Consider the following 26,761-nt stretch of genomic DNA (forward strand, 5'->3'; position numbering starts at 1 on the left):
CCCTCTATCGGCTGACGACCGGCACCGGGACCGCATCGATCAACGCCCGGGTGTATTCGTTGCTGGGACGGTCGAAGATCTGTTCGGCGGGCCCGGCCTCGACGATCTTCCCGCGATACATCACCGCGATATCGTGGGCCAGATTGCGGACCACCGAAAGATCGTGCGAGACGAACAGATAGGACAGACCGTGTTCGGTCTGCAGGTTGCGCAGCAGATTCAGCACACCCGCCTGAATCGACACATCCAGTGACGACACCGGTTCGTCCAGCACGAGAATCTCCGGATCCAGGGCCAGCGCACGGGCAATGCTGATGCGTTGCTTCTGGCCACCGGAGAAATCGGCGGGATAGCGGTCGGCGTGTTCGGATCGCAGACCGACCTGTTCGAGCAATTGCGGTACCCGCTTGGCGATTTCGGTGCGGGGCCGGCCATCGATGCGCATCGGTTCGGCGAGCACGTCGAAGATCGGCAGCCGCGGATCCAGTGCGGCCGTCGGATCTTGGAAGACGATCTGCATCTTCCGGCGGATCTCCCGCTTGCGCGCCTTGGTCAGGGTCGCGATGTCGCTGCCCATGATCTCGATGGTGCCCTCTTGCGGCTTCACCAGGTCGAGAATCTGGGTGAGTGTGGTGGATTTTCCGGATCCGGACTCGCCGACCAGCGCCAATGTGCGCCCGGCGCGCACCTCGAAGCTGATGCCGTCGACGGCGCGGACCTCGCCCTTACGGCGCTTGAACACCACGCCCGAGGTGATCGGATAGGTCTTCACCAGATCCGAAACCCGCAGCACCACACGCTCATCGGTATCGGCTTCGGCGGATGGCTCCGAAATCTCCTGGCGGTACGCCTCGAACAGATCGGCGGAGGTGACTTCCGCGGTGCGAATGCAGGCGGCCGAATGGCCGGGGCCGGTCTTCTCCAACGGCGGCTCGGCCGCACGGCAGTCATCGATCGAGATGGGGCAGCGGGGTGCGAACGAGCAGCCTGGCGGCAGCGCGTGCATAGCGGGTGGTGCGCCGACGATCGGGATCAGCGGGCTGCGGGGCGGACCGTCCATGCGCGGTATCGAGCCGAGCAGGCCGACGGTATACGGCATCCGTGGCGCGGCGAAAAGCTCTGCCGCCGGAGCGGTTTCGACAATCTTCCCCGCGTACATCACCGCGACCCGATCGGCGAGTGTGGCGGCGATGCCCATATCGTGGGTGATCATGATGACACCGGCGCCGGTGATATCGCGCGCCTTGCGCAGCAGATTCAAGATCTGCTTCTGCACCGTCACATCGAGTGCGGTGGTCGGCTCATCGCAGATGATCAGCGCGGGGTCGTTGGCGATGGCCATGGCGATGACCACACGCTGACGCATACCGCCGGAGAACTCGTGCGGAAATGCCTTGGCGCGCAAAGCCGGTTCCGGAATGCCGACCAGGTCCAGCAGTTCGACGGCCCGTGCCGAGGCCTCTCGACCGGTCATATCCGTATGTGCGAGCAGGGCTTCGGCGACCTGATCGCCGACCCGATACACCGGTGTCAGTGCCGAGAGCGGGTCCTGGAACACCATGCTGATGGAACGTCCACGCAGCTTGGACAATTGGCGATCGCCGAGCCCGAGCAGTTCGCGGCCGCGCAGCCGGATGGAACCGTTGATCCGCGCCTGCTCCGGCAGCAATCCGATCACCGCGAGCGAGGAGACAGACTTGCCGGATCCGGATTCGCCGACGATCGCGAGCACTTCGCCATCGGAGACGGTGTAGTTCACCCCGCGCACCGCGTCGATGCGGCCCTCTTCGCTGGGGAAGGAGACCCGCAGGTCGGAGACCTCCAACAGCGGTGCGGTGGAGTTCTTTTCGGTGGAGACCTTGTCCGCTGGGTCCGTCATGCCGCTACCTTCTCTTCCGACCCAGCCTTCTTGCGCGAGCGAGCCCGTTTGGCACTGGGATCGAATGCGTCCCGCAAGCCGTCACCGACCAGATTCGCCGAGAGCACGATGACGATCAGCAGTCCACCGGCGAACATGAACAGCCAAGGGAAGGTGAGCGCCGATGCGGTGCCCGAGGCGATGAGCGTGCCGAGTGAGACATCCGGCGACTGCACACCGAATCCGAGGAAGCTCAACCCGGTTTCGGCCATGATCGACGCGCCAACCGACAGCGTGGTGTCGATGATCAGGATCGAGGCAATATTCGGCAGGATATGACTCAGGATCACCGTCCTGGTCGGCGCGCCCATATACCGTGCGGCCTTGACGAATTCGCGTTCACGCAGACTCATGGTCAGGCCGCGCACGATGCGTGCGCTGATCATCCAGCCGAAGACACTGAGCAGCAGAATCAACAGCAGGATGGACCCGCTGCCCTTCGTCTTCGGCGCGAACAGCGCGACGATGATGAAACTCGGCACCACGAGCAGCAGGTCGACCAGCCACATGATGGCCTTATCGGTGAAACCGCCGATGAGTCCGGCGATCGAACCGGTCAGCGCCGCGATGGTGGTGCTGATGAGGGCGACGCAGAAGCCGATGATCAGCGATTTCTGCATACCGCGCAGGGTTTGGGCGAGTACGTCGTGGCCGATGGCGTCGGTGCCGAAGGGATGCTCGGCAGAGGGCGGTTTGCGCAGTGCCGTGCCGTCGAGTTCCTGATAGTCCCAGGTCCAGAAGTAGGGCAGCACATAGGCGACCAACACCAAGATCAGCAGCACGATCACGCCCGCGACGGCGGCCTTGTTGCGCAGGAAACGCCGCAGCACGAGCCTGCGGCGACCCGAGGCGGCCGCGACCTCCGGCGCGCTCTGGACAATGATTTCGGCTTCTGTCATCCCACACGCACCCTGGGGTCGAGAATCGCGTACACGATATCGGAGAGCAGACCCGACACCAGCACGACAAGACCCGCGAATGCCGTCACCGTGACGACAACGTAGAGGTCCTGGGCATTGATCGAATTGACCAGCCATTCCCCGACGCCGTGCCAGCCGAAGATCTTCTCGGTGAAGGTCGCGCCGGTGATCAAACCGCCGAGGCTGTAGGCGAACAGCGTCGCCATCGGGATCAACGCGGTCCGCAGGCCGTGCTTGTAGAGCGCCTTGTTGCGGGTCAGCCCCTTGGCGCGCGCGGTGCGGATGAAATCGCTCTGCAGCACGTCGAGCATGGCATTGCGCTGGTAGCGGCTGTAACCGGCCATCGCGCCGAGAGCCAGACCGGCCGTCGGCAGCACCAGATGCTGGAGGCGGTCGAGCAATTGCGGGAAGAAACCGTTGATCTTGTTCGCCGAGGTCTCGCCGGTATAGAGGAAGATCTGCGATCCGGTGAGCGTATTCACTTCCAGCGCACCGTATTTCAGCAAGGTGGCGAGCAAGAACACCGGCGTGCTGAGCACCAGTAGGGAGACGACCGTGGTGAAGTAGTCGCTGAATTTGTATTGCCGGATCGCTCCGGCCGCACCGATCAAAACCCCGAGCACCGTACCGACGACCGAACCGATGATCAGCAGCCGCAGACTCACCAGCACCCGGCGCGGCAGTTCCTCGCTGACCGGCTGTCCGGCCAGCGTCTGGCCGAAATCACCCTGCGGGATGCCCTTCAGCCAGCTGATATAGCGCTGTGGAATCGGCTCGTTGAGATGCAGCTGTTCGGCCTTGGCATCGATCACCGCCTGCGGCGGACGTGGATTGCGCTGTTCGAGACTGTCCAGCGGCGTGAACGTCAGCGACGCCAGACTGAACGTCAGGAACGAGGCCAGCAGCAACAGCACGACATAATTGAACGCGCGTCGTAGCAGGAAGCCGGTCATCAGTCCTCTGGTCCTACGGCTGGTCGGGCCAGCATCGAGTATTTGTCCCTGATCATAAGGACGTGCGTGCAAGCGTGCGTGACACGCGTGAGATCGGCATGTCCTCTATTCTGTGGAGACCGGTATGTCCAGGCTTTTCCGGTGCTCAAAGGGGACTCCATGAGCTATCCGCAATATGAGCCTTATCCATCGGTCCCGGCACCCGCACCGGGTGGCGGCACCGCGATCACGGCCGGGGTGCTGGCAAGTATCGGCAGTGTGGGGCAATTGCTCGGCGGCGGTTTCAATATCGTGCTCGGGCTCACCGACCTGGATCTCTCGGAGTACGACTCGACCGGCCTGCTCGCGCAGAGCTGGATCAAGACCTACCTGCTGGTGGCCGGTTCGATCGCCGTGGTTACGGCGTTCCTGCTCGGTGTCGGCGCGATCATGATGTTCACCAGGCGCCAGCTCGGTCGGGTGCTCGTCGTTGCCGGATGCGCGGTGGTGGTGATCGCCGGGATCACGGAGTTCGCGGTAACCCGGCACTACACCACCTCGGGCGGGAGCGCGGCCGAGATCGGCGGCGGCATCGGTGGTCTGATCGGGTTGATCTTCCCGATCGCGACCGCGGTGCTCGCCCTCGTGCCCCCGACAACGCGCTGGCTCAACCACACCCCGGTGTCCGCGCCGCCCGTGGCTATGTATCCGTATGGACCTGGTGCTCCAACCGCTGGGTATCCGTCCGGACCTGCTGTACCACCGGCCGGGTATCCGTCCGGACTTGCCGTGCCACCGGCTGGGTATCCGTCCGGACCTGCCGTGCCACCGGCTGGGTATCCGTCCGGACCCGCTGTACCACCGGCCGGGTACCCGTCCGGTTCGACGCCTTATCCGCCATCGCCTTATCCGCAATACGGTCCGTCAGGTGATGTTCCCCCGTATCCGCAAGCAGGTACCGATCAGGCGGGCGCGCAGCAGCAATGGGGAGCGAATCCGCAGGCAGCACCGGATTCTCCGCCATCAGATCTGGCGAAACGGCAGTCCGACCCGACGATGAAGGCCGAGGACTCCCCGTGGCGGCGACCGCCGTCGCAGTGATAGCCGCGACCCCGCCGAGATGGTCGTCCGGCAGGATGGAATAGGTGACGCGCCTGCACCTGCCCAAGCCGAAGATGGTTGCCACCGATGTGGACGGCACCCTCATCGATCACGACGAGCGGGTCACCGCGCGAACCAAGGCGGCGGTGGCTGCCCTGATCACCGATGGCGTGCCGTTCGTACTCGCCACCGGACGGCCGCCGCGCTGGATCGATCCGGTGGTCGACGGGCTGGGGTATGCGCCGCTGTGCGTCTGCGGCAATGGTGCGGTGATCTACGACAGCGCCGCCGACCGCGTGCTCGCCAGCCGGACCCTGGACGTGGACACCCTGGCCTGGATCGCCGACCTGGCCGAACGCGCACTGCCCGGCTGCGGTCTGGCCGCCGAACGTGTCGGCGCCAGTGCGCACGACGCGGTGACGCCACAATTCGTGAGTTCGCCGGAATACGAACATGCCTGGCTGAATCCGGATGACACCGAGGTATCGCGCGCCGAGGTCATCGATGCGCCTGCGATCAAAATGCTGGTCCGACTACGCGGCACCCTCAGCGCCGATATGCGCGCGGTCCTCGCACCGCTGATCGGCGACCGCGCCGATATCACCTATTCGACCGACCACGGCCTGATCGAAATTTCCGCGCCCGGCGTGACCAAGGCGTCCGGCCTGACCATCGTCGCCCAGCGCCTCGGTGTCGAACATTCGGCGATCATCGCATTCGGCGATATGCCCAACGATGTTCCGATGCTGTCCATGGTCGGCCACGGCGTCGCGATGGCCAATGCGCATCCGGAGGCGATCGCCGCCGCGGACGAGATCACGGGGGCGAACTCCGAAGACGGTGTGGCGCAAGTGCTCGAGCGCTGGTGGGTGTGAACGCCCCGGTCAGCTGGCCGGGACCGGATCGGGGCCCGGCGCGACGACCTGGCCGACCGGGTTGCGGTTGACCTGCTGCTGGTAGGTGTCGTTGTAGGTCTTCCAGACGGTGGTGATGATGCCGGTCAGCTGGTTGAGAATCAGTGAGCCGTACTGGAAGTCGGTTCGCAGCCCGTCCGGAACCGAGTAGCCGTTGCTCATCGGCAGCCCGAGCAGCCCGCCATCTCCGCCGAGGGCGAGGAAACGATCCAGGATCGCGCCCATGACCTCGAACACCTGACCGTTCGGGCCGGTATAGACGTACCCGTTGACGAACTTCGCGTACTGCTGCCCCTGCGCGGCGGGCAGCGGCTCCGACACCGGCTTGCCGAGCGGACCGTCCGGACCGCCCTTATCGGCCCAGTGCCTGGCGATCGCATTCTGATTCACCATGCCGAGCAGCTTGGCCGTGAGTGCGGCCAGCGTGGCGATATCGCTCTGCGGGGTGGTCTGCATCTGCGGTTGCTGGGTTGTCGGCGCCTGTGCCTGCTGTTGCGGCTTGGTGGAGGTGCGGGACGGCGCCGATATGCCCGCTGCGATATCCCGAATGCGGTCCATATCGGCGTAGGCGGAGTCACCGGGGCAGCTGGTATTGCCGACATCGCGATGCGCGAACACCACCGGCAGCCGAACCGCCTCACCCTGCGCATACGAGGTGAATTCGGTGCCCTCGGAATACATCGTGGTGTAGCCCTTGGGATCCAGGCCCGCGATCTTGGACCGCCAGCCGATGAACCGGCCGATCGCATTGATCGCCTCTTCCGACGGTTCCTCGGATTCGTAGTTGCCCATCAGTGCGACGCCCGAGGTGTTCTCGTTGAACCCACCCGCGTGCGCGCCCTGCACCGGGCGATCCAGTCCGCCGAAGCGGCCCTCGAAGATCTGGCCGTACTTGTCGACCAGTGCGTTATAGCCGATATCGCACCAGCCCAACGTCTTTGCGTGATACGTGTAGATCGCGCGGACGATGCCCGCCGATTCGGCTGGGGTGTAGTCGTTGCGGCCCGCGGTGTGGTGCACGGTGAGGCCACCGAGCTGGTCGTCGTAGGTGGGTTCCTCGCAGCGGATGGATTCGTCCGCGCCCCACTGGGATCGGGTGATGATATTGGGTCCGCCACCGGGAAGTGCCGTGGCGACATTTTTGAGTGCGCTATCGATTGCGCCGCGGCCCGGATCGATCAGTACCGCCGTCAGTGCGGCGGCGGTCTGGGCCGGATCATCGGAACGTCCGGCGGCCGGGGTGGGCAGCATCGGCACGGCGCCCTCCGCGTCACCCGCGACGGGAGGACGCGGTACGGCCGCCACGGCAGGCTTGCGGGTTACCAGGATCTGCACGGAATTGGTATTGCCGACGTAGATCGGTTCGGTGCCGGTGGTGCCGCCCGTCGCCCGATCGTTGCGACGGGTGTCCACGGCCTCGGCGTCGTACCAGGGACCCCAACCGCCATCGGACTGACGGGCCCGGACCAACGCCTTGGTATTCGCCAGGTCGTGCGCGGTCAGTGCGACAACGCTGAACGGGGTATCGCGGCTGAGCTCCTTGACCTGCGCACCCACCTGGCTGAGGAGTTCCGGCGGGACGGCGCCGGGTGACAGTGCCGGTGTATCGGGGGTGACGTCGGGCTCGAGCTGGGCGGGATCGGCGATGAAGGCTGCTGCTGGGGAACGGCCTTGGGCGGGTTGACCGGGGGTTGTGCCCTGAGCTGGGGCGGGGGTCTGACCTGGGAAGGTCTGGACGGGCGCTGATTGACCTGGCGTGGTTTGGCCGGGGAGCGACTGGGCGGGGCTGTTCTGGCCCGGAACTGTTTGGCCGGGGAGCGACTGGGCGGGTGTGCTCTGGCCCGGAATCGTTTGGCCGGGGAGCGATTGGGCGGGTGTGCTCTGGCCCGGAATCGTTTGGCCGGGGAGCGATTGGGCGGGTGTGCTCTGGCCCGGAACTGTTTGGCCAGGTAGCGATTGGCCCGGAACCGTTTGGCCGGGAACCGATTGGCTCGGTGTGCTGTGTTCGGGGTCGAGCTTGGGTAGGGGAATTTCTGTCGGCAGCTCGATACCGGGCGGCAGCGGCAAACCCTGGGGAACCGGAATGGATTCCGGAATCGGCAGCATGCGTAGATCTGAAAGGTGCAGATCAGGCAGGTCGAGACCGGTGAGTTCGCGCAGCGGAAGGGTGATGTCCGGCGCCGTGGTGAGAACCACCTCGGCCAATTGCGCGGGGATTGCGGCGAGCTCGCTATCGGTTGTCGCGCGGTAATCGGTCGAATCGCTCAGCGTGAACGTCGCGAGCGGAGCCGCTACCGCAAGTGTGGTGACAACCGGGAGCACGTAGGAACGTTTCGGTTTGCGGTACGGCACGAGCATCTCCAATCAGGTCGAACCGGAGCGATCATCTGCATGAATGTCAGGGTTGCTTCCTGATGCATCAACGACCACACTAGTTCACAACTGTCACATGTCTAAACCTCTGGTTGAGGATTATGTGATTGCTCGAATGTAGCTCTCGATTTGCGGCCGGATGGAACGACATGCCGACAGGTATCGAACCGATCAGGTCCTGGAAAACCGTGGGAGTGAACGGATGCGAAGTAAACAGCACCGGAATGACGCGACGCGGGGGGAGCGAAAAATGCGGGTGAAAACGAGTGCGCCACGCAGGCGAATTGGCGGGCGACGGATACCGGGAACTCCGATTTCCATCCGTCCGGTGCTGGTCACCGGTGGTGCGGCCGTGCTGGCGGGCACAGTACTCGCGTTCTGGGTCTGGCCGACCGACGCCCCTGTCCGGCCGTTGGCGGGACCGGGCCATGGGCGAGGTATGAGTCAGGTCGGCGCGTTCGACAGTGCCCTGGACGGCTGGACCGCCGAACGCATCCTCGATCACTACTACCCGGGCGCGACGCTCGGCAAAATCTCGGCGACCACCGTCGGGGTGCGGCTGTTCGCCCAGGACGATTCGACGCTGGACGTCTATGCCGACGCCGGATTGCGAGTCGCGGGCCAAATGCTGCCGCGCGGCCAGGTCGCGCATCTCACCGCGCTGCCCGACGGCGGCGCGAATGTGGTTGTCACGATGGGCTGTGACGGTGCGGTGCTGTGGCAGCGGGCGATCGCCGACCCGTGGATCTATCCGCTCAACCCGCGGCCCAACCGTCCCGCCGCCGAACACCTGACACTGTGCGGTGGTTCGGCATATCGCGGCTCACTCGGCGTTGCCATGGAAAACGGTGAGGCGCGCACGGTGAACCGCGTCGACGTCGAGGACTATCTGCTCGGCGTCGTCCCGGCGGAGGTACAGGCCAACTGGGTCGACAAGGGAGCGACGGAAGCCCTTCGCGCACAAGCGATCGCGGCACGTTCGTACGCGCTGGCGGAGCACCGCCACCCATACGCGCAGACTTGCGATACCACCGACTGTCAGGAGTATCCCGGCACTGCCAAGGAGGATCCGCGCGCGACCGCCGCCATCGCATCGACCGCGGGGACGGTGCTTTTGCGGGACGGCCGAATCCTGCGTTCGGAGTACTCCTCCGCACCCGACGGTGGGGAACCGGCCGATATCTACGCCTTCGATGTCGGACCGACACCCGCCGAACTCGGCACCCCGGTGGTCGGCGCGGGTAATCCTGTGGACCCCCGCAAGCAGACCCTCGTCGCCGAATCCCCGATCGATGCCGAATACCGCCGGATCGGCGGCGCGAACAGCGCGGTCGGCCGGCCGCTCGGCCCGGAAATGGCGCTACCCCAAAACGGCGGTACCTACCGGCTTTTCACCAACGGCGTCATCATCGCGACACCGACGCTCGGCGCCCAGGTCGTCGACTTCACGACGCTGATGCAGCTGGCCCCGGATACGCACGAGGGCAAACCGGGCGGCACCGTTCCGCCGGGCAGTAACGAGCATGCCGTGCCGCCTGGCGCGAATGACACACCCGAGGGCGCAGTGCCCGGTACCGCGAATGGCGTGCCCGAAAGCGCACCGCTCGGACGTGCAGTACGGCCCGGCGGGAATAGCTCACCTGAAAGCGCAGTGCCCGGAGGCGCGAACGCCGTGCCTGGCAGTGCCACCGCGCCCGGGCGCGTGCTGCCTGACAGCAATGTAGTACCCGGGAGCGCGTTGTCGGGTGGTGCGAATGGCATGCCCGAGAGCGCAGGTCTCGGCGACGCGCTCGCGCCCGGAAATGCCGTGTTGCCGGGACATTACGCAGTACCAGGCGCTGCCTTTGCGCCCGAGGTAGCGGTCCCACCCGGAACCACCGTCGCCCCAACCACGGCGTTGACCCCAACACCGCCACCCCCACGCGCTCCTGCAATCCCCTCGACCGCGCCGACAAGTAAGGAATCGGAACCAGCCGAGGAGCTCTAGTCGCATCACGCGACCGATTGCCGCGGTCCACGGGTAGCCGTGGCTTCCGCGCGATTGACTCGGTGCGGGGTGGCCGCGACTTTTCCTGGTTGCCTCAGCCGGTGCCGCTATTTGCGAATTCGCCTGCACGACAGGAGTTGTGACGGGCGTAGTCGGGCAGTCGTCGAATCAGGACGACGCGGTATCGCCCAGCGATTCGGTCAGGGTTCGCAGCAGATCGGCGAGGTGACCGCGGTCCTGCTGATCGAGTGCGGCGAGGAGGCGCTGCTCGTTCGCCATGTGCAAGGGCAGTAGGTCGTCGATCAGAGTGCGGCCGGTGGCGGTGAGTTGGACGCGGATTGCTCTGCGATCCTCTGGGCAGGGTGCGCGCTCGACCAGGCCCTTGGCTGCGAGGCGGTCGATGCGGTTGGTGATGGCGCCCGAGGTGAGCATGGCGACCTGGTTGAGCGCGCCCGCGGTGAGTCCGTCGGCGCCACCGGAGCGACGCAGGGTCGCGAGCATGTCGAACTCCCAGAACTCCATTCCGTGTCCGGCGAAGAACTTCTTCAGGTCCTGTTCCAACAGGCGGGAAAGCCGCTGGATGCGCCCGATCACTGCCATCGGTGACACGTCGACGTCCGGCCGTTCCCGGTTCCAGTGCGCGGTGAACAGATCGATCGCGTCGGCCACGGCATTCCTCTCGATAGTGATTATCTCAACATTCATCTACTTGACGGTGATGTATCTCGTCGAGTAGATATTTCAACGTTGAGATTATCAATGAGGAGCGACCAACATGACAACAACCACCACCGCGCGTGACTCGTACGCCGGCACCCTGGCGCTCGCCGCACTCGCCCCGATCGCATGGGGCTCCACCTATGCCGTGACCACCGAATTCCTGCCGCCGGACCGTCCGCTCTTCACCGGGCTGATGCGCGCCCTGCCCGCTGGGCTCGCGCTGCTCGCCGTCACCCGCGTGCTGCCGCGCGGGGTCTGGCTCGGGCGCGCCGCTGCCCTCGGTGTCCTCAATATCGGCGCGTTCTTCCCGCTGTTGTTCCTCGCCGCGTACCGGCTGCCCGGCGGTGTGGCCGGTGTTCTGGGCGCGGTCGCGCCGATGTTCGCACTTGCCTTCGCGACCGTCGTCCTCGCCGAAAAACCGAACGGGCGCAAGGTGATCGCGGGTCTGATCGGTGTCTTCGGGGTCGCACTCGTGGTGCTGCGCGCCAATGCGCAGCTCGATACGGTCGGTGTCATCGCCGGACTCGCCGGTGCGGCGTCCATGGCGCTGGGAACTGTGCTCACCCAGCGCTGGGGTCGGCCCGAGGGTGTCGGACCGCTCGCGATCACCGGTTGGCAGCTCACCGCCGGCGGCCTGTTCATCGCACCGCTCGCCTCTCTGATCGAGGGTGCGCCGCCCGCACTCGACGGCCGGGCCGTCGGCGGCTACCTGTACCTCGGCGTCATCGGCACCGCATTGGCGTACTTCCTCTGGTTCCGCGGCATCGCCAAGGTGCCCGCGACCTCGGTCGCCTTCCTCGGACTGCTCAGCCCGGTATCGGCGGCTGTGATCGGGTGGATCGCGCTCGGCCAAGCGCTGAGCCCGCTGCAAGTGGTCGGACTCGGTATCGCGCTCGGCGGCACGTTGCTCGGTCAGGTGGCCGCAAAGCCGCGGATCGAACCTGCCGTGGTCACACCTCGAGTGTCGGTGGACGTACATTAAGGGTTGACCTTGACGTTACGTCAACTTGCAAGCTGGTTGTACCGACGAGAAAGAAGGGAGAACAGGTCATGCGAACGGGCACCGAATGGTCCATCCAGGATCTGGCCAAGGCGGCCGGTACCACCAGCCGAACGTTGCGCCACTACGGGCAGCTCGGGCTGCTGCCGCCGAGCCGGATCGGCGCCAACGGGTACCGCTACTACGACCAGGACTCTCTGGTTCGGCTGCAACGCATCCTGCTGCTGCGCGAACTCGGCCTCGGCCTTCCGGTCATCGCCGAAGTTCTCGCAGGCGAACAGGACACCGCCGCCGCGCTGCGCGCGCACCTGGAACTGCTTCGGCAGGAACAGGATCGGATCCGGCGCCAGATCGAGTCGGTGACCACCACGCTGCACAAGACGGAACGAGGTGAACAACTCATGGCAGCAGAGGTTTTCGACGGTTTCGACCACACTCGGTACAAGGATGAGGTGATCGAACGCTGGGGCAAGGCCGCCTACGAAAGCGGCGACCGCTGGTGGCGCTCGCTCACCGAGGCGGATAAACAGGCGCACTTCCAGACCCACCTGGATATCGCCGCCGACTACGGCCGGGCGCACGCCGCCGGACTCGCCCCGGACAGCGACGAGGTCCAAGCCGTCGTCGCGCGGCACTACGACTGGATCGGGGTCGGTTCGCAGCGCCGCCCGTCGTACGAGTACTTCACCGGACTCGGCGAAATGTACGTCGCCGACCCGCGTTTCGCGGCCAACTACGACGTACACGGCGAGGGCACAACCGAATTCGTGCGCGACGCGATGAACGCGTACGCCGAGGCCAACCTGCGATAACAACAGCGTAGGGCGTCCGCATCCAGCGGACGCCCTACCCCGGGTTCGCCGGGGCCCTCGTGGCGGGGCAATTCGACAGCACGCCGGAGACCGGTCTGCGGCCGTAGGATCGGATCGTCCACAACCAGGTGGGGAGGAGTGCCGACGATGCTTTACCGGAGTGGGGATCGGCCGCCGAGTGGGGCGGTCGCGATGATCGGCGCGGCGCTTGCGGTGCTGTACGGATTGCGGAGCCTGGTGGGGGGCACCTGGCTGGTCGTCGATTTCATCGGCAATCGAAGCCGGTTCGACAATTCGCTCGTCATCTTCACCACGCTCGGGGCGGCGCTGATGGCCGCTGTCATGATCTCCGGCGGTGTCCAGCTCTGGCGTCGAGCCGAGACCGGGCGCTACACCCTGATCGTCGCGTCCGGTCTGTCGATCGCGATCGGCATTGTCGGACTTGCCGTTTCGCTCACCGGTTACGAATTCGGCCTCGGCATCTTCTGGTGGTCCACCGACGATCACCCACTGTGGGCGTCGTCCTTCTTCTTCGGCCTGGTCGGCCAGATCACCGCCCTGATCCAGGAAGACCTGCTGCGCACCGCTCTAGACCTCATCCAACCCCTCCTCATTTTCGTCCTGTGTGCCAACAAAAGCGCCGCTCGCTGGACCGCCGCCCGCCCCACTCGCCCGTCCCACCCCGCGCTGACCTACTGACCGCGCTCGCGTCGAACGAAACCCCCCCTCGGTATCAGTGAGCTCGGCCCACAGGTTGTTTCCGCCGCACCGGCGCATTCGGATGCGTCGGTACTAGCCTTTGAGCGCCTGCATCAGCTGATCTTCGGTGATGGGAGGTACCGGGAGGGGGTGGGCGGCGGTGGCTCGGAGGCCGTCCAAGACGAGGGCGAGGTGGCGGCGCCAGGCTTGGGGGGCGATTTTGGCGGTGGCTTCGATGATGCGGGTGTGGGACCAAGTGATGAAGGCTATGTCTTCCAGGACCCAGTCGGGGCGTAAGGCACCGGATTCCTGTGCGCGGCTGACGATTTGACGCATCAGCCCGTGGCCGTATTCCTGGGCGCGCGCGATCGCGGGGCTGGGGGCGCCGCGCAGGGCGAGGTCGCTGAGTAGGCGGTCGGCGGCTTGGAGTTCACAAACCTTCTCGACCAGGTAGACGAAAGCGGCCCAGGGGTCCTGGATTTCGATCGCCTCCCGGGCGATGCGGCCGCCCGCTTCGATGCGGTCCTCGACGGCGGCGGCGATGAGGTCGTCGCGGGTGGGGAAGCGGTTGTAGAGCGTGCCGATGGCCACGCCGGCGCGGGCGGCGATTTCCTTGAGCGGTGCATCCAGGCCGCGTTCTTCGAAGACCTCCCGGGCGGCGTTGACGAGCGCGTCCCGGTTGCGTTGGGCGTCGCTGCGTAACGGCTTGTCCACGGGCATTCGCCGATCCTACAAATCCGGTACTCGATTTATCTTGAGCATAGGTTCAACTTAATGCTACGGTCGAAGCTAACTTGAACCCCTGCTCAACTTAGCGAGGAAGTATGACCAAGACGATCGCGATATTCGGCTTCGGGCCCGGGCTCGGCATGGGGACCGGACGGCGGTTCGGCCGGGAAGGATTCCGAGTGGCGGTCATCGGGCGGAATCCGGACAAGGCCCGTGGACATGTCGCGGAACTGGCCGCCGAGGGCATCGAGGCCGCTGCCTTCCCGGCCGATCTCACCGATGAAAAGCAGCTGTACAGCGCGGTCGACAAGATCACGGCCGAGTTCGGGCAGATCGATGTCGCGATGCACGGCGCGGCGGGTGATGCGGTGAATCGCATCCCGACCACCCTCGATGTCGACGCCGCCAACCTGCGCATCCCGCTGGAATTGAAGGTCTACTCACCGATCTGGATGACCCGCGCGCTCGCGCCCGCGATGATCGAGCGCGGCGAAGGGGCACTGCTGTTTTCGTCCGGATACGCCGACAGGTATCCGGTCCCGTATCTGTCCAATTTCGGCGTCGCACTCGGCGCGCAGCGCACCTACATTCGTCAGCTCGCGATCGAACTGCAAGGCACCGGCGTCTATGTCGGTCTGCTCAATATCGGCGCGCTGATCGGCAACAGCAAGGCCGAGCGCCTGGTCGACGAGCAGCCGGAACTGTTCCCGGCCGGACTCGAGATCGTCCGCATGACCAATGCCGAACTGGGCGACCACTATTGGCGCATGTACACCGACCGCGACACCGTCGAGTCGGATATCGGCTTTCCGGAGTAGTGCTACGGTGGCGCCCGCCGGATCGGCTGTTCGAAGGCTCAACCAGAGCGATCTTCATAATCTGGACCCAAAACTATGACGATCGCTCTAGTTAGGATTCGCATGCAACTCACCGAAATCTCCCGATCCGAAGACGCGGTCGCGACGCTGACACTGAACTGGCCTGCCAAGAAGAACGCGCTGTCCATCGCGATGCGCGACGAGGTCAGCGACGCATTGGACGCGCTGGCCGCCGACGAGTCGGTCAAGGTCGTCGTCATCACCGGCGCGGGCGGCGTCTTCTCCGCGGGCTTCGATCTGCGCGAATTCGGCTCCCCGGATCCCGCTGTCCAGCAGGCGCTTTGGCCCTCCAGTGACCGGTTCCACCACACCGTCCTGCGCTTCCCGCTACCGACCGTCGCCGCGGTCGACGGCCCGGCCCTCGCGGGCGGATTCGATCTGGCGACCCTCTGCGATATCCGCATCGCGTCGGAGACAGCGGTTTTCGCACATCCGGAACAGGCCTTCTCCGATGTGCTCTACCGCCCGTTGGCCGAGCTGGTCGGCGGTGCGTCCGCGCGTTATCTCACCCTGTCGGGCCGACGCATCGATGCCGCCGAGGCACTGCGCATCGGCTTGGTCGCGGAGGTCGTACCCGCGGCGGAGCTGATGGATGCCGTGGGCCGCCTCGCCCGAGATATCGCACGTGGTCCGCGTGAGGCGCTGATACGCACCAAGGCGAAGGCGGTGCAGCGTATGGGCATAGACGTGGGGATGGCGACGCTGGCGATGTGAACGGGCACTACACCGCGCACATGGACTGCATGACGCCCTTCAGAATCGGTGCACCGTATGTAGTCGGCGCGAAGACCACCGTATGCACGATGGACAACGGCGTGAGTATAGCGTCGCTCACCCCGGTCCAACCCGTCGCCAAATTTGCGACGGTGAGCAGCAGACTCGTCACATCCAATGTCAGTGTGGCCAGGTCGAAGGCGTTCTCCACCTGCACATCCGCCAAAGCGACGGTGTCGAGCGCCTTACCCTCGTACAGATCGAAACCGAGGTTGGACAGGAAGGTCACCGGACCGTAGTCGAGCGCATCGACGATCGGCCCCAGTTCCTCGGTCCGGCGCATCAGTGCCAGCTTCGCGACCCGGTTGTCGCGCAGAAAGCCTTGCAGGGACTCGGCCCCGGCATTCAGCCCGGCTCGATCCAGCGGCAGATCGGCCTGCTCCAGGAAGGCCCTGGTGCGTTCGACCAGCGTTCGGGTGGTCAATTCGGCTACGGGAGTGCAGGTTCCGTCCGCGCGCACCACGGTGTCGGCGAGATCGGCCAGCGCCCGAGGTAATTCGACGTGCTCGGTGTAGACGGATTCGTCCAGCACCAGCTTCGGGTACGCGTTCGGCGCTGCGCAATTCGCGGCGAGGAAGTCCTGCACGGTGCGCGCCAGCGACTTCACGCCGGTGAACACCGCACCGACGATCGGTTTCAGAAAAAATCCGACCGTGGGCACCAGACTGGCCGCGAACTGCGCAGGAATCTTCACGATCCGAGTCGCGAGGATGAAGACCTCGATCACATCGTTCACGGTCAGCCGGGATACCGGCATGGTGGTGTCGAGCCGCCCGGTCCGCACCGCGTCGAGGCCGTTGACCAAATACGTGACGATCGGGTCGTCGAGGAATTCGGTGCGCTCGTTCACCGTCGACGGCGCGACCGGCAGCCCGTCCCGATGCACCCGCACCGCGGCGATGGTGCCGCGGAAATCGGCGACCTGACGGTCGAAGGCGGCGACCTGCTCGCCCGGCACCGCCGTGCGCAGCGCGGTCGCGGCGGCGGTGACGATGTCGTCGAAGGTCGGTGCACCCCCGACGCACACCGTGTCCGCAACCGGTGTAGCTGCCAGCGAGTCGAACTCCGCCGCGTTCGCGGGTGACGGGACGACTACCGCCGCCCCCAGCACCGCGAACAGCGCGAGGAACGGGATATGGAATTTCCGCATCATCAGGTCTTCCGGGTCGGGCCGCTGGCGACTGTCGAACTGGACACGTGATCAGTTCGCGTCCGCATGTAATAGCGGCTCTATTGCGGCGGCGTATTCGTTTCGGCAAACACCAGGAGAAATTCCGATGGCATCCGTCGCCGAGTGCGCGCAGGTCGCGACTCCACCCGGCCCGCGCGCGGACTTCCGATACGCTGGGCACCCGTGACCGTCGCATCGTCCCCGGGTAACTCCGCAAACTCCGTCTCTCAGTTCGATCTGATCGTCGTCGGCTCCGGATTCTTCGGGCTGACCGTCGCCGAGCGCGCCGCCAATCTGCTCGGTAAACGGGTGCTGGTGATCGATCGTCGCTACCACCTCGGCGGCAACGCCTACTCTGAGCCGGAGCCGCAGACCGGGATCGAGGTGCACAAGTACGGGGCGCACCTGTTCCACACCTCGAACAAGCGGGTGTGGGACTACGTGACCCAGTTCACCGAATTCACCGGCTACCAGCATCGGGTCTTCGCGATGCACAAGGGGCAGGCCTACCAGTTCCCGATGGGCCTCGGTCTGATCTCCCAGTTCTTCGGCCGCTACTTCACGCCCGAAGAGGCGCGCAAGCTGATCGCCGACCAGGCCTCGGAGGTCGAGACCAAGGACGCGCAGAACCTCGAGGAGAAGGCGATCTCGCTGATCGGCCGTCCGCTCTACGAGGCGTTCGTGCGTGACTACACCGCCAAGCAGTGGCAGACCGATCCGAAGGAACTGCCCGCGGGCAATATCACCCGCCTGCCGGTGCGCTACACCTTCGACAACCGCTACTTCAACGACACCTACGAGGGTCTGCCCAAAGAGGGCTACACGAAGTGGCTGGAGAATATGGCCGCCGCCGAGCTCATCGAGGTCCGGCTGAACACCGATTGGTTCGACGTGCGCGAGCAGATCCGCGCCGAGAACCCGGACGCCCCGGTCGTCTACACCGGACCGGTGGACCGCTACTTCGACTACAGCGAGGGCGAACTCGGCTGGCGCACCATCGATTTCGAGACCGAAGTGCTCGAAACCGGTGACTTCCAGGGCACCTCGGTGATGAACTACAACGATTCGGATGTGCCCTACACCCGCATTATCGAACCGCGGCACTTCCATCCGGAGCGCGAAAGCTACCCGAACGACAAGACCGTGATCATGCGTGAATTCTCCCGTTTCGCGCAGACCGGTGACGAGCCGTACTACCCGATCAACACACCGGAGGACCGCGCCAAGCTCACCGCGTACCGGACGCTGGCGAAGAAGGAAACCGCAGCGGCGAAGGTGCTTTTCGGTGGTCGCCTCGGCACCTACCAATACCTGGATATGCATATGGCGATCGGCAGCGCGCTCAGCATGTTCGACAATGTCCTGCGGCCGCACCTGGAGTCGGGCGAACCTCTTGCGGACCAGGAGGCGTAGATGAGCGACACTGGCGAAGCCCCGCTCATCGAAGCCGACCGGGTGCGGGTGTCCCGCACTGACGCTGAAAGCGACGAATGACCTCCCAATCGATCCTGGAAGATATGACCACCGAAACCCGCGCGAAGTCGCTGCTGCAGCGCATCATCCTGCCTCGGCCGGGTGAACCGCTGGACGTGCGCACCCTCTACCTGGAGGAGTCGCCGACCAATGCCCGGCGCGCGCACGCCACCACCCGTACCTCGCTGTCGGTGGGCGCGGAGTCGGAGGTGTCGTTCTGCACCTACTTCAATGCGCTGCCCGCGAGCTACTGGCGGCGCTGGAGCATCCTGAACTCGGTCGTGCTGCGGCTGGAACTCGCCGGGCACGGCCGCGTGGACGTCTACCGTTCGAAGGCGGACGGCTCGCGAATCCACGTGCAGGGCAAGGAATTCGCGGTTGCGCCCGGCACCGAATCGGTGCACGTGGAATTCGAGACCGATCTCGGCCCGTTCGAGGACGGCGGCTGGATCTGGTTCGACATCACCACCGATACGGCAGTCACGCTGCTCGCGGGCGGTTGGTACGCGCCGGTCGAGGCGCCCGGTGCGGGCACCATCGCGGTCGGCATGCCGACCTTCAACCGGCCGACCGATCTGGTGAAAACCCTTGGCGCGCTGGGCTCGGACCCGCTGGTGCTGGAGAAGATCGCCGCGGTCATCGTCGCCGATCAGGGCAACCGCAAGGTGGTCGACGAGCCCGGCTTCGCCGAGGCCGCCGCGGTGCTCGGCGACCGGCTCGCCATTCGCAATCAGCCCAACCTGGGCGGTTCCGGCGGCTACAGCCGGGTCATGTACGAGGCGCTGAAAACCACCGACGCCGAATACATCGTCTACATGGACGACGATATCGAGATCGAACCCGATTCGATCCTGCGCGCGCTGGCCTTCGCCCGCTTCGCCAAATCACCCATGCTGGTCGGCGGGCAGATGCTCAATCTGCAGGAGCGCTCACACCTGCACAGCATGGGCGAGGTCGTGGATCGCGGCATCTTCATGTGGACCTCCGCGCCGAATGTCGAATACGACCACGACTTCTCGAAGTACCCGCTCAAGGACCGCGACAACTCCAAGCTGCTGCACCGGCGCATCGACGTCGACTTCAACGGCTGGTGGACCTGCGTGATCCCGCGCCAGGTCGCCGAGGAGATCGGTCAGCCGCTGCCGCTGTTCCTGAAGTGGGACGACGTCGAATACGGGCTGCGCGCCCGCGATCACGGCTACTCCACCGTCACCCTGCCCGGCGCCGCCGTCTGGCATATGGCCTGGAGCGACAAGGACGACGCGATCGACTGGCAGGCGTACTTCCACCTGCGCAACCGCCTGGTGGTCGCCTCGCTGCACATGCCGGGCAACGGGCGTGGCATGGTCGTCAACACCGTCAAAGCGACCCTGAAACACCTGCTCTGCCTGGAGTATTCGACGGTCGCCATCCAGAATCTGGCGATCAAGGACTTCCTCGCCGGACCGGAGCGACTGTTCCAACTGCTGCCGAGCGCCCTCGGCGTAGTGCACGAAATGCGCAAGCAGTACCCGGATGCGGTCATCCTGCCGTCGTCCACCGAACTGCCGCTGGCCAGCCACATCGGCGTCGGCGCGGTCGGTGAACCGGCGAATCCGATCGCCAAGGTGGTCCGCCTGGCCAAGGGCGTCATGCACAACTTCCGCCCGGCACATGCCGAGCATCACGAGCGTCCGCAGCTGAATGTGCCTACGCTGGACGCCCGTTGGTTCCTGCTGTCGCAGATCGACGGCGTCACCGTCACCACCGCGGACGGCCGCGGCGTGGTCTACCGTAAGCGCGATCCGCGTCAGGCCCTTGGCCTGTTCAAGGAGGCCATGCGGCTGCGCAAGGAGTTGGCGGCCCGCTTCCCGGAGATGCAGCAGCGCTACCGCGCCGCTCACCCGACGCTGACCAGCACGGCGGCTTGGGAAAACGTCTTCGGTATCGATACGAAGGATGAGCAGTAGTGAGTCTGGAAGCCACCGCCGCGGACGACAACACCGCGGTGCACTCGAGTGCGAACGGTCACAGCGGCCCGGTATCGGCGGTGCCGTCGGCGCCCCAGCCGCCCGAGGTCAAGATCATCAACGCGGTCCAGGCGACCATCGGCACCAAGCCCGAGGTGATCAAGGCCGCGCGCGGCATGTCGCATTTCGGTGAGCACGCGCTCGGCTGGATCGGCATCGCGGCGGCGGGCTGGCTCGTCGACAAACCGCGGCGCAGGCAGTGGGCCGGGGTCGCGGTCGGCGCGGTCGGCGCGCACGCGGCATCGATCGTCATCAAGCGCATCGTCCGGCGTCCGCGCCCCAATGATCCATCGGTGCAGGTCAACGTCTCGACGCCGAGCAAGCTGAGCTTCCCGTCCTCACACGCGACCTCGACCACGGCAGCGGCGGTGTTGCTCGGCAGACTCACCGGGCTACCCTTGCCTGCGGTGCTCGTCCCACCGATGTTGCTCTCCCGGGTTGTGCTCGGGGTGCACTATCCCTCCGACGTGCTCGCCGGTTCCGCGCTCGGCGCCGCGTCCGCCGCTGTTGTGCTTGCCGCCGAAAAGAGACTCGATAGTGACCGCACAAGAAAAGACGTTCGTTGACATGAGTGAAGAGCCGACCAGCACGGACCTAGCCGAAGCAGTAGTCAAGGGTCCGCCCAAGACACTGGGCGGCGGGCTGTTCAAGGCGGTCCGTCCGCGTCAGTGGGTCAAGAACGTGCTGGTGCTCGCCGCGCCGCTGGCCGCGGGTCCGGATACCGCGACCGAACTGAGCGTGCTCGGCCATGTCGGCATCGCCTTCGTGGTCTTCTGCATGGCGGCCTCGGGCATCTACCTGGTCAACGATGCGCTCGACGTGGAGGCGGACCGGGCGCACCCGACCAAGCGGTACCGCCCGATCGCCGCGGGCGTGGTCCCGGTGAATCTGGCCTACCTGCTTTCGGTGGTGCTGCTGGTCGGCTCGATCGCCGGATCGTTCCTGGCGTCCTGGCATCTGGCCGTGGTGATGGCCGTCTACATCGGCATCCAGCTGGCCTATTGCTTCGGCCTCAAGCACCAGGCGGTGCTGGACATCTGCATTGTGTCCTCCGGCTTCCTGCTGCGCGCGGTCGCCGGTGGCGCGGCCGCGAATATCGACCTGTCGCAATGGTTCCTGCTGATCATGGCGTTCGGCTCGCTGTTCATGGCCGCGGGTAAGCGCTATGCCGAACTGCAGATCGCGCTGAGCACGGGCGCCAAGATCCGCAAGTCGCTGGAGTACTACACACCGACATATCTGCGCTTCATCTGGACTCTCGCCGCGACCGCGGTGGTGGTGTTCTACGGTCTGTGGGCGTTCCAACAGGACAGCCTCAAGCACACCAACTGGTTCGCAATCTCGATGATTCCGTTTACCATCGCAATCCTGCGTTACGCGGTCGACGTCGATGGCGGCGAGGCCGGTGAACCCGAAGAGATCGCGCTGGGGGATCGCATCCTCCAGTTCCTCGCAATCGCCTGGATCGGAGCGGTAGGTGTCGCTGTCTATCTCACCTGACGAACTGCTGGTAGAGGGAGTGGAGCGAACAGAACAAGTGACGAAGGAGCCGGCCGAAGGGCCGGCTCGTTCGGCCTTGCGGTTCGCCAGGCTATCCCGAGCCACCTTCGTCGGTGGGATCGCGCTCACCGTCGCACTATTCTCGGTCGGCGCCTGGCAGCGACGCTGGATCGCCGACGACGGCCTCATCGTGCTGCGCACGGTGCGGAATCTGTTGGCGGGCAACGGGCCGGTCTTCAACGAGGGCGAGCGCGTCGAGACCAACACGAGTACCGCATGGACCTATCTGGTGTGGTTCTTCAGCTGGCTCACCAGGGCCAGGCTGGAGTACGTCGTACTCGGCGTCGCGCTCACGGTATCGATGCTGGCGATCGTCTTCGCCATGCTCGGTGCCGCGCGGCTGTGGGGCGGCACCGAATCGGCGCTGCTGCTGCCCGCGGGCGTATTCGTCTACATCGCCCTGCCACCCGCCCGTGACTACGCAACCTCCGGTCTGGAGAGCGGTCTGGTCATCTGCTGGCTCGGCCTGCTGTGGTGGCAACTGGTGCGCTGGAGTCAGACCGAGCGGGTGAAGCTGCCCGCGCTGTTCGGGCTGGTTTTCCTCGCCGGACTCGCACCGCTGATCCGTCCGGAGATGACGCTGGTCGGCGCGCTGTCGCTGCTGATGATCTTCCTGGCCCCGATGCCGCAGTCCCGGCTGCACCCGATCGTGTTGCGCGGCTTGATCGTCGCCGCCGCCGGGCTGGTGCCGCTGTGCTACCAGGTCTGGCGGATGGGCTACTACGGCCTGCCCTATCCGAATACCGCCGTCGCCAAGGATGCGGGCGGCGCCAAGTGGGGGCAGGGCTTCAAATACCTCTGGGATCTGGTCGGTCCGTACTACCTGTGGGTGCCGCTGCTGGTGCTGCTGGTCCTCGGTGTGGTCGCGGGCCGCTCGGCGCGTGCCGACAAGGCGACCGACGAGCGCGGCTGGACGGTGCGCCGAGTCCGCGAATGGCTGCACTCGCCGAGTGCGGTGGTCGCGCTCATGCTCGGCAGCGGATTCGTCCTCACGATCTACGCCCTGCGCGTCGGCGGTGACTTCATGCACGGCCGGATGCTGCTGCCGCAGCTGTTCTGCCTGCTGCTGCCGGTCGCCGTGGTGCCGATCCGGCTGCAGCTTGCCTCCTTCAACCGCCAAGGCGGTCTGCGCGCGGTCGCTGCGAGGGACTGGTCCTTCGCGGTGATCACACTCGCGCTGCTCGGCACCGCGGGCTGGGCGCTGTTCGCGGCCAACACCACGGCCATCAAGACCGGCACCAAGATCAGTGCCTCCGGCATCGTCGACGAGCGCGTCTACTACGTCCTCAATACCGGCCACGACCATCCGATCCTGGCCGAGGACTACCTGGACTACCCGCGCGTGCGGGCCATGGTGAACAACATCGCCGAGACTCCCGACGGCGGTCTGCTGCTGAACTCGCCGTCGTTCATGTTCTGGTACGTCGCGCCCCCGCCGCAGCCGATTCCCGACGGCGGCGCCGGGCATACCGTCTACTTCCTCAATCTGGGCATGACCAGCATGAACGTCCCGCTGGACGTGCGCGTCATCGACCAGATGGGTCTGGCCTATCCGCTGGCCGCGCACACCGACCGGCTCACCGACGGCCGGATCGGCCACGACAAGAGCCTGTATCCGGACTGGGTCGTGGTGGATACCGGCATGGTCGACCGGCATCCGTGGATGCCCTGGTACATGGACGAGAAGTGGGTCACCCAGGCGCGTACCGCCATGAGCTGCCCGGACACCGTGGCACTGAATATCTCCTACCGTGATCCGCTCACCTGGGGTCGCTTCAAGCACAACCTGATCCACGCACTGCACTTCGCGAAATACCGGATCGATCGCGTGCCGAAGTACGAGATCGAGCGGTGCGGACTGGTGGATCCGTATCCTCAACCGCAAAGGTAGGACGCAACTCCTGTCACACGGGGCCCATGGATCTCCGTGGGTCCCAGTTCTTTCACTGACCAGGGCAAATAAACGTGGCGCATATCGCTTTATCTCTTTTTGATAACGCCACCGCATCGATGTCGCGATATGGTACGTGGGAACGCCCGTTGGGGCTTCCGATTCGACATGGGCCCATCCAGTGGTCAACGCAGAGACGCGGTCGAAGTACGACCGCATAACGAAAGGCCGAAAACCAGATGCGAGGCGTGATCGGGCAAAAGACGCGGAATGGACGTCTGAAAACCCGTAGAGCCGGTTCGTGGCTCAAGCGGTCGGTGCTGATGTCGCTGGCTATCTTGCTGCCGCTCGGGGTGTCAGTAGCAGGTCCGGCGGGTTCCGCGTCGGCCGCGTTCAACCCGGACGGTTTCGATTTCTGGGTCGACTCCAGCATGGGTCCGATCAAGTCGCGGATCTTCCGCGCGGCGGACGGCAATACCGGGCGCGTGGTCTACGCGCTGGACGGTATGCGGGCCCGCGGTGACCTGAACGGCTGGGAAATCGAGACCGAGGTCGCCCGTGAGCTGACCAAGTGGAATATCAATGTCGTCATGCCGGTCGGCGGTCCGTCCAGCTTCTACGCGGACTGGAACGCGCCGGGTAACTTTCTCGGCCTGAGCACCGGTTCGTCGGGTTCGGCCAACGGTTCGTCCTCTGGGTCCGCGATGACCGGCTCCTCGGGTTGGAACGAGACCCTCGGCAAGTCGAACACCTACAAGTGGGAGACCTTCCTGACCAGCGATCTGCGCAATGCCCTGCGTGATCGCCTTGGCTTCAGCCCGACCCGCAACGGTGTCTTCGGTCTGTCCATGGGCGGCAGCGCCGCGCTGACGCTCTCGGCCTACCATCCGGACCAGTTCGTCTATGCCGGTTCGTATTCCGGCTACCTGAACATCTCCGCGCCGGGTATGCGCGAGGCGCTGCGCGTCGCGATGATCAGCGCGGGTGGCTACAACATCGACGCGATGGCGCCGCCGTGGGGCCCGCAGTGGCTGCGCATGGATCCGTTCGTCTTCGCGCCGCAGCTGATCCGGAACAACACCAGGCTCTGGGTGGCCGCGGGCAGCGCACTGCCCGGTCCGTCCGACGCGAGCTCGCCGATCGACGTCATTCAGGGCACGCCGCTGGAGGCGCTCGCACTGGTCAACACCCGGGCCTTCCAGGTCAGGATGGCGACGCTGGGTGCGCAGAATGTCACCTACAGCTTCCCGTCCGTGGGCATCCACAACTGGCACAACTGGGAGTCCGAGGTCTACCGCATGATCCCGGATCTCTCCGCCAACATCGGGTAAAGCTGTATTGGATGGCCGCGCTCCGCGCGGCGTGTTCGCGGCCCCCTGGTGTCTCGCGTCCGAGCCGTCGAGACTCGCGACTTCGTCGCATGCGCTTCGACGACTCGGACGCGAGACGGGCCGCGAACGTCGCTCGTAAGACTCGCTCCGAGCTGGGCTGGTAGTGCGGTGATCTGACCGCCTGGTGTGTTCGCACACCAGGCGGTTTTTGTTTGCTCGCATCCGTCCGAAACCCCCATTGACAACGAATCAGCTGCTGGATGCCTTCGATAGTTGTGGGTTGGATCACTTTTCAGCAACATAGAAGCATTCGCTGGAGATTGATGTGCGACCAGTATGTATGCAGGTGGTATGTCTGTTTTGGACAGGGTTGGCTGTCTTTGTGCCCGATGAGGCGTCAGTCGAAATTGCTAAAAATTTGCCGACTGGCCGTCTGGACGAAAGGTCGAGTCGAATGCGAAGTGTGCGCTGGCAACGTGGGCCCGGGAGTTCGGCCAGTTCGTCGGCCGGGGCGGCCGGTGGTTCCTGGGCGAAGAAATGGGTGCTCGGTGTGGCGACGGCGATGCTGTTGCCGCTCGGGATCTCCCTAGCGGGCAGTGGCGCCATCGCATCGGCGGGCCTCAACCCGGCGGCCTTCGACTTCTGGGTCGATTCCCCGGTGATGGGTCCGATCAAGAGCCGGGTGCTGCGCGCTGCGGACGGCAATACCAACCGCGTCGCCTACGTGCTCGACGGCCAGCGGGCACCGGAAACGCTCAATGGCTGGGAGATCGAGACCAACGTCCCCGAGATCCTCGCGAGCTGGAATATCAATGTGGTCATGCCGGTCGGCGGCATGTCGAGCTTCTACGCGGACTGGAATGCGCCGAGTAACTTCTTCGGCGTCACGCCCGGTTCGATGGGTTCGGCCACCGGATCCGGTGCGACGGAAGCCTTTTTGGCAGGACCCGGGAAGAGCTATCGCTACGACTGGGAAACGTTCCTGACTCAGCAGCTGCGATCGGCGCTGCGGGATCGCTTGGGCTTCAACCCGAATCGCAATGGTGTGTTCGGGCTTTCGATGGGTGGCAGTGCGGCGCTGACGCTTGCCGCCTATCATCCGGACCAGTTCAGCTTCGCCGGAGCGTTCTCGGGCTACCTCAATATTTCGGCGCCGGGTATGCGGGAGGCGATTCGGACGGCGATGGTCGACGCGGGCGGCTACAACGTGGACTCGATGGCGCCGCCGTGGGGTCCGCAGTGGCTGCGGATGGATCCGTTCGTCTTCGCGCCGCGCTTGATCCAGAACGGCACCCGGGTGTGGGTCGCCGCCGGTAGTGCGCTGCCGATGCCCGAGGATCTGAATATTCCATTCCCGGTTGCCGCGGATCGTCTCCTCAGGGGCTCGCCGCTCGAGGCGCTCGCCTTGGCGAATACCAGGGCATTTCAGGTCCGCATGATGTCGTTGGGGGCGCAGAACGTGGTGTATTCGTTCCCGCCCGCCGGTCTGCATGCGTGGACCAACTGGCAGGACGAGGCCTATCGGATGATTCCGGACATGTCCGCCAATATCGGCTGAGTTATCGGCCG

The 26,761-nt window shown here is 65.3% G+C and carries 22 protein-coding genes; 15 read left to right on the forward strand and 7 right to left on the reverse strand.

All coding sequences use genetic code 11. The annotated features are described in order from the left end of the window. Nucleotides 1-4: 4 nt before the first annotated feature. The 3 genes from ACQPZ2_RS01560 to ACQPZ2_RS01570 are packed head-to-tail and all read right to left on the reverse strand — an operon-like array spanning nt 5 to nt 3,791. Complete coding sequence (locus ACQPZ2_RS01560) at nt 5-1,879, reverse strand: ABC transporter ATP-binding protein (RefSeq protein WP_433523969.1); 1,875 nt, start codon at nt 1,877-1,879, stop codon at nt 5-7. Further along, on the reverse strand, nt 1,876-2,817 hold the full coding sequence (locus tag ACQPZ2_RS01565) for an ABC transporter permease (RefSeq protein WP_433523970.1): 942 nt from the start codon (nt 2,815-2,817) through the stop codon (nt 1,876-1,878). Before ACQPZ2_RS01565 ends, ACQPZ2_RS01560 begins: the two co-directional genes overlap by 4 nt. After that, a complete protein-coding gene (locus ACQPZ2_RS01570; RefSeq protein ID WP_433523971.1) occupies nt 2,814-3,791 on the reverse strand; it encodes an ABC transporter permease in 978 nt (325 codons plus the stop codon). The genes ACQPZ2_RS01565 and ACQPZ2_RS01570 overlap by 4 nt, the downstream gene beginning before the upstream one ends. 159 nt (nt 3,792-3,950) lie before the next feature. Between ACQPZ2_RS01570 and ACQPZ2_RS01575 the strand changes: the two genes are divergently transcribed. After that, the gene (locus ACQPZ2_RS01575; protein ID WP_433523972.1) at nt 3,951-4,871 is read left to right on the forward strand and encodes a hypothetical protein; all 921 of its coding nucleotides are present in this window, start codon (nt 3,951-3,953) and stop codon (nt 4,869-4,871) included. A gap of 74 nt (nt 4,872-4,945) precedes the next feature. Then, on the forward strand, nt 4,946-5,746 hold the full coding sequence (locus ACQPZ2_RS01580) for an HAD family hydrolase (RefSeq protein WP_433527711.1): 801 nt from the start codon (nt 4,946-4,948) through the stop codon (nt 5,744-5,746). A gap of 9 nt (nt 5,747-5,755) precedes the next feature. Here the strand turns inward: ACQPZ2_RS01580 and ACQPZ2_RS01585 are convergent, their stop codons facing one another. Then, nucleotides 5,756-8,137, reverse strand: coding sequence for an N-acetylmuramoyl-L-alanine amidase (locus ACQPZ2_RS01585; protein ID WP_433523973.1), 2,382 nt, complete (start codon nt 8,135-8,137; stop codon nt 5,756-5,758). 271 nt (nt 8,138-8,408) lie between these two features. Here ACQPZ2_RS01585 and ACQPZ2_RS01590 point away from each other — a divergent pair, with 271 nt between their 5' ends. Continuing rightward, nucleotides 8,409-10,145, forward strand: a complete 1,737-nt coding sequence (locus ACQPZ2_RS01590; RefSeq protein WP_433523974.1) for a SpoIID/LytB domain-containing protein — start codon at nt 8,409-8,411, stop codon at nt 10,143-10,145. Nucleotides 10,146-10,313: 168 nt separating this feature from the next. Here the strand turns inward: ACQPZ2_RS01590 and ACQPZ2_RS01595 are convergent, their stop codons facing one another. Continuing rightward, entirely contained in the window at nt 10,314-10,850 is a 537-nt protein-coding gene (locus tag ACQPZ2_RS01595) for a MarR family winged helix-turn-helix transcriptional regulator (RefSeq protein ID WP_433523975.1), read from the reverse strand. 70 nt (nt 10,851-10,920) lie between these two features. Here ACQPZ2_RS01595 and ACQPZ2_RS01600 point away from each other — a divergent pair, with 70 nt between their 5' ends. The 3 genes from ACQPZ2_RS01600 to ACQPZ2_RS01610 all read left to right on the forward strand — a co-directional run bounded on the left by ACQPZ2_RS01600 (nt 10,921) and on the right by ACQPZ2_RS01610 (nt 13,376). After that, on the forward strand, nt 10,921-11,847 hold the full coding sequence (locus ACQPZ2_RS01600) for an EamA family transporter (protein WP_433523976.1): 927 nt from the start codon (nt 10,921-10,923) through the stop codon (nt 11,845-11,847). A 68-nt stretch (nt 11,848-11,915) separates the two neighbouring features. Then, complete coding sequence (locus tag ACQPZ2_RS01605; protein ID WP_433523977.1) at nt 11,916-12,677, forward strand: MerR family transcriptional regulator; 762 nt, start codon at nt 11,916-11,918, stop codon at nt 12,675-12,677. A 147-nt stretch (nt 12,678-12,824) separates the two neighbouring features. Next, complete coding sequence (locus ACQPZ2_RS01610) at nt 12,825-13,376, forward strand: hypothetical protein (RefSeq protein ID WP_433523978.1); 552 nt, start codon at nt 12,825-12,827, stop codon at nt 13,374-13,376. 93 nt (nt 13,377-13,469) lie between these two features. Here ACQPZ2_RS01610 and ACQPZ2_RS01615 read toward each other — a convergent pair whose 3' ends face one another. Next, complete coding sequence (locus ACQPZ2_RS01615) at nt 13,470-14,096, reverse strand: TetR/AcrR family transcriptional regulator (RefSeq protein ID WP_433523979.1); 627 nt, start codon at nt 14,094-14,096, stop codon at nt 13,470-13,472. A 104-nt stretch (nt 14,097-14,200) separates the two neighbouring features. On the opposite strand from ACQPZ2_RS01615, the gene ACQPZ2_RS01620 reads away from it, so the two are divergent. Beyond that, on the forward strand, nt 14,201-14,923 hold the full coding sequence (locus ACQPZ2_RS01620; protein ID WP_433523980.1) for an SDR family NAD(P)-dependent oxidoreductase: 723 nt from the start codon (nt 14,201-14,203) through the stop codon (nt 14,921-14,923). Nucleotides 14,924-15,025: 102 nt separating this feature from the next. After that, nucleotides 15,026-15,697 carry an enoyl-CoA hydratase/isomerase family protein gene (locus tag ACQPZ2_RS01625; protein WP_433523981.1) on the forward strand — a complete coding sequence of 224 codons (672 nt, stop codon included), beginning with the start codon at nt 15,026-15,028 and terminating at the stop codon, nt 15,695-15,697. Nucleotides 15,698-15,704: 7 nt separating this feature from the next. Here ACQPZ2_RS01625 and ACQPZ2_RS01630 read toward each other — a convergent pair whose 3' ends face one another. Then, the gene (locus ACQPZ2_RS01630; RefSeq protein WP_433523982.1) at nt 15,705-16,910 is read right to left on the reverse strand and encodes a hypothetical protein; all 1,206 of its coding nucleotides are present in this window, start codon (nt 16,908-16,910) and stop codon (nt 15,705-15,707) included. A 201-nt stretch (nt 16,911-17,111) separates the two neighbouring features. Here ACQPZ2_RS01630 and glf point away from each other — a divergent pair, with 201 nt between their 5' ends. From glf to ACQPZ2_RS01665, 7 genes are all read left to right on the forward strand, one after another. Further along, nucleotides 17,112-18,341, forward strand: coding sequence for a UDP-galactopyranose mutase (glf, locus tag ACQPZ2_RS01635; protein WP_433523983.1), 1,230 nt, complete (start codon nt 17,112-17,114; stop codon nt 18,339-18,341). A 77-nt stretch (nt 18,342-18,418) separates the two neighbouring features. Then, nucleotides 18,419-20,350, forward strand: coding sequence for a glycosyltransferase (locus ACQPZ2_RS01640; RefSeq protein WP_433523984.1), 1,932 nt, complete (start codon nt 18,419-18,421; stop codon nt 20,348-20,350). An 80-nt stretch (nt 20,351-20,430) separates the two neighbouring features. After that, complete coding sequence (locus ACQPZ2_RS01645) at nt 20,431-20,976, forward strand: phosphatase PAP2 family protein (RefSeq protein ID WP_387295948.1); 546 nt, start codon at nt 20,431-20,433, stop codon at nt 20,974-20,976. 1 nt (nt 20,977) lies between these two features. Continuing rightward, nucleotides 20,978-21,910, forward strand: coding sequence for a decaprenyl-phosphate phosphoribosyltransferase (locus tag ACQPZ2_RS01650; RefSeq protein ID WP_063039856.1), 933 nt, complete (start codon nt 20,978-20,980; stop codon nt 21,908-21,910). Nucleotides 21,911-21,917: 7 nt separating this feature from the next. Continuing rightward, entirely contained in the window at nt 21,918-23,861 is a 1,944-nt protein-coding gene (gene zomB / locus ACQPZ2_RS01655) for a flagellar motor control protein ZomB (protein WP_433527712.1), read from the forward strand. Nucleotides 23,862-24,184: 323 nt separating this feature from the next. Then, nucleotides 24,185-25,192 carry an alpha/beta hydrolase gene (locus ACQPZ2_RS01660; protein WP_364480166.1) on the forward strand — a complete coding sequence of 336 codons (1,008 nt, stop codon included), beginning with the start codon at nt 24,185-24,187 and terminating at the stop codon, nt 25,190-25,192. A 454-nt stretch (nt 25,193-25,646) separates the two neighbouring features. Next, on the forward strand, nt 25,647-26,750 hold the full coding sequence (locus tag ACQPZ2_RS01665) for an alpha/beta hydrolase (RefSeq protein WP_433523985.1): 1,104 nt from the start codon (nt 25,647-25,649) through the stop codon (nt 26,748-26,750). Nucleotides 26,751-26,761 lie beyond the last annotated feature (11 nt).

This window comes from Nocardia pseudovaccinii (assembly GCF_050942345.1).
Classification (GTDB): domain Bacteria; phylum Actinomycetota; class Actinomycetes; order Mycobacteriales; family Mycobacteriaceae; genus Nocardia; species Nocardia pseudovaccinii.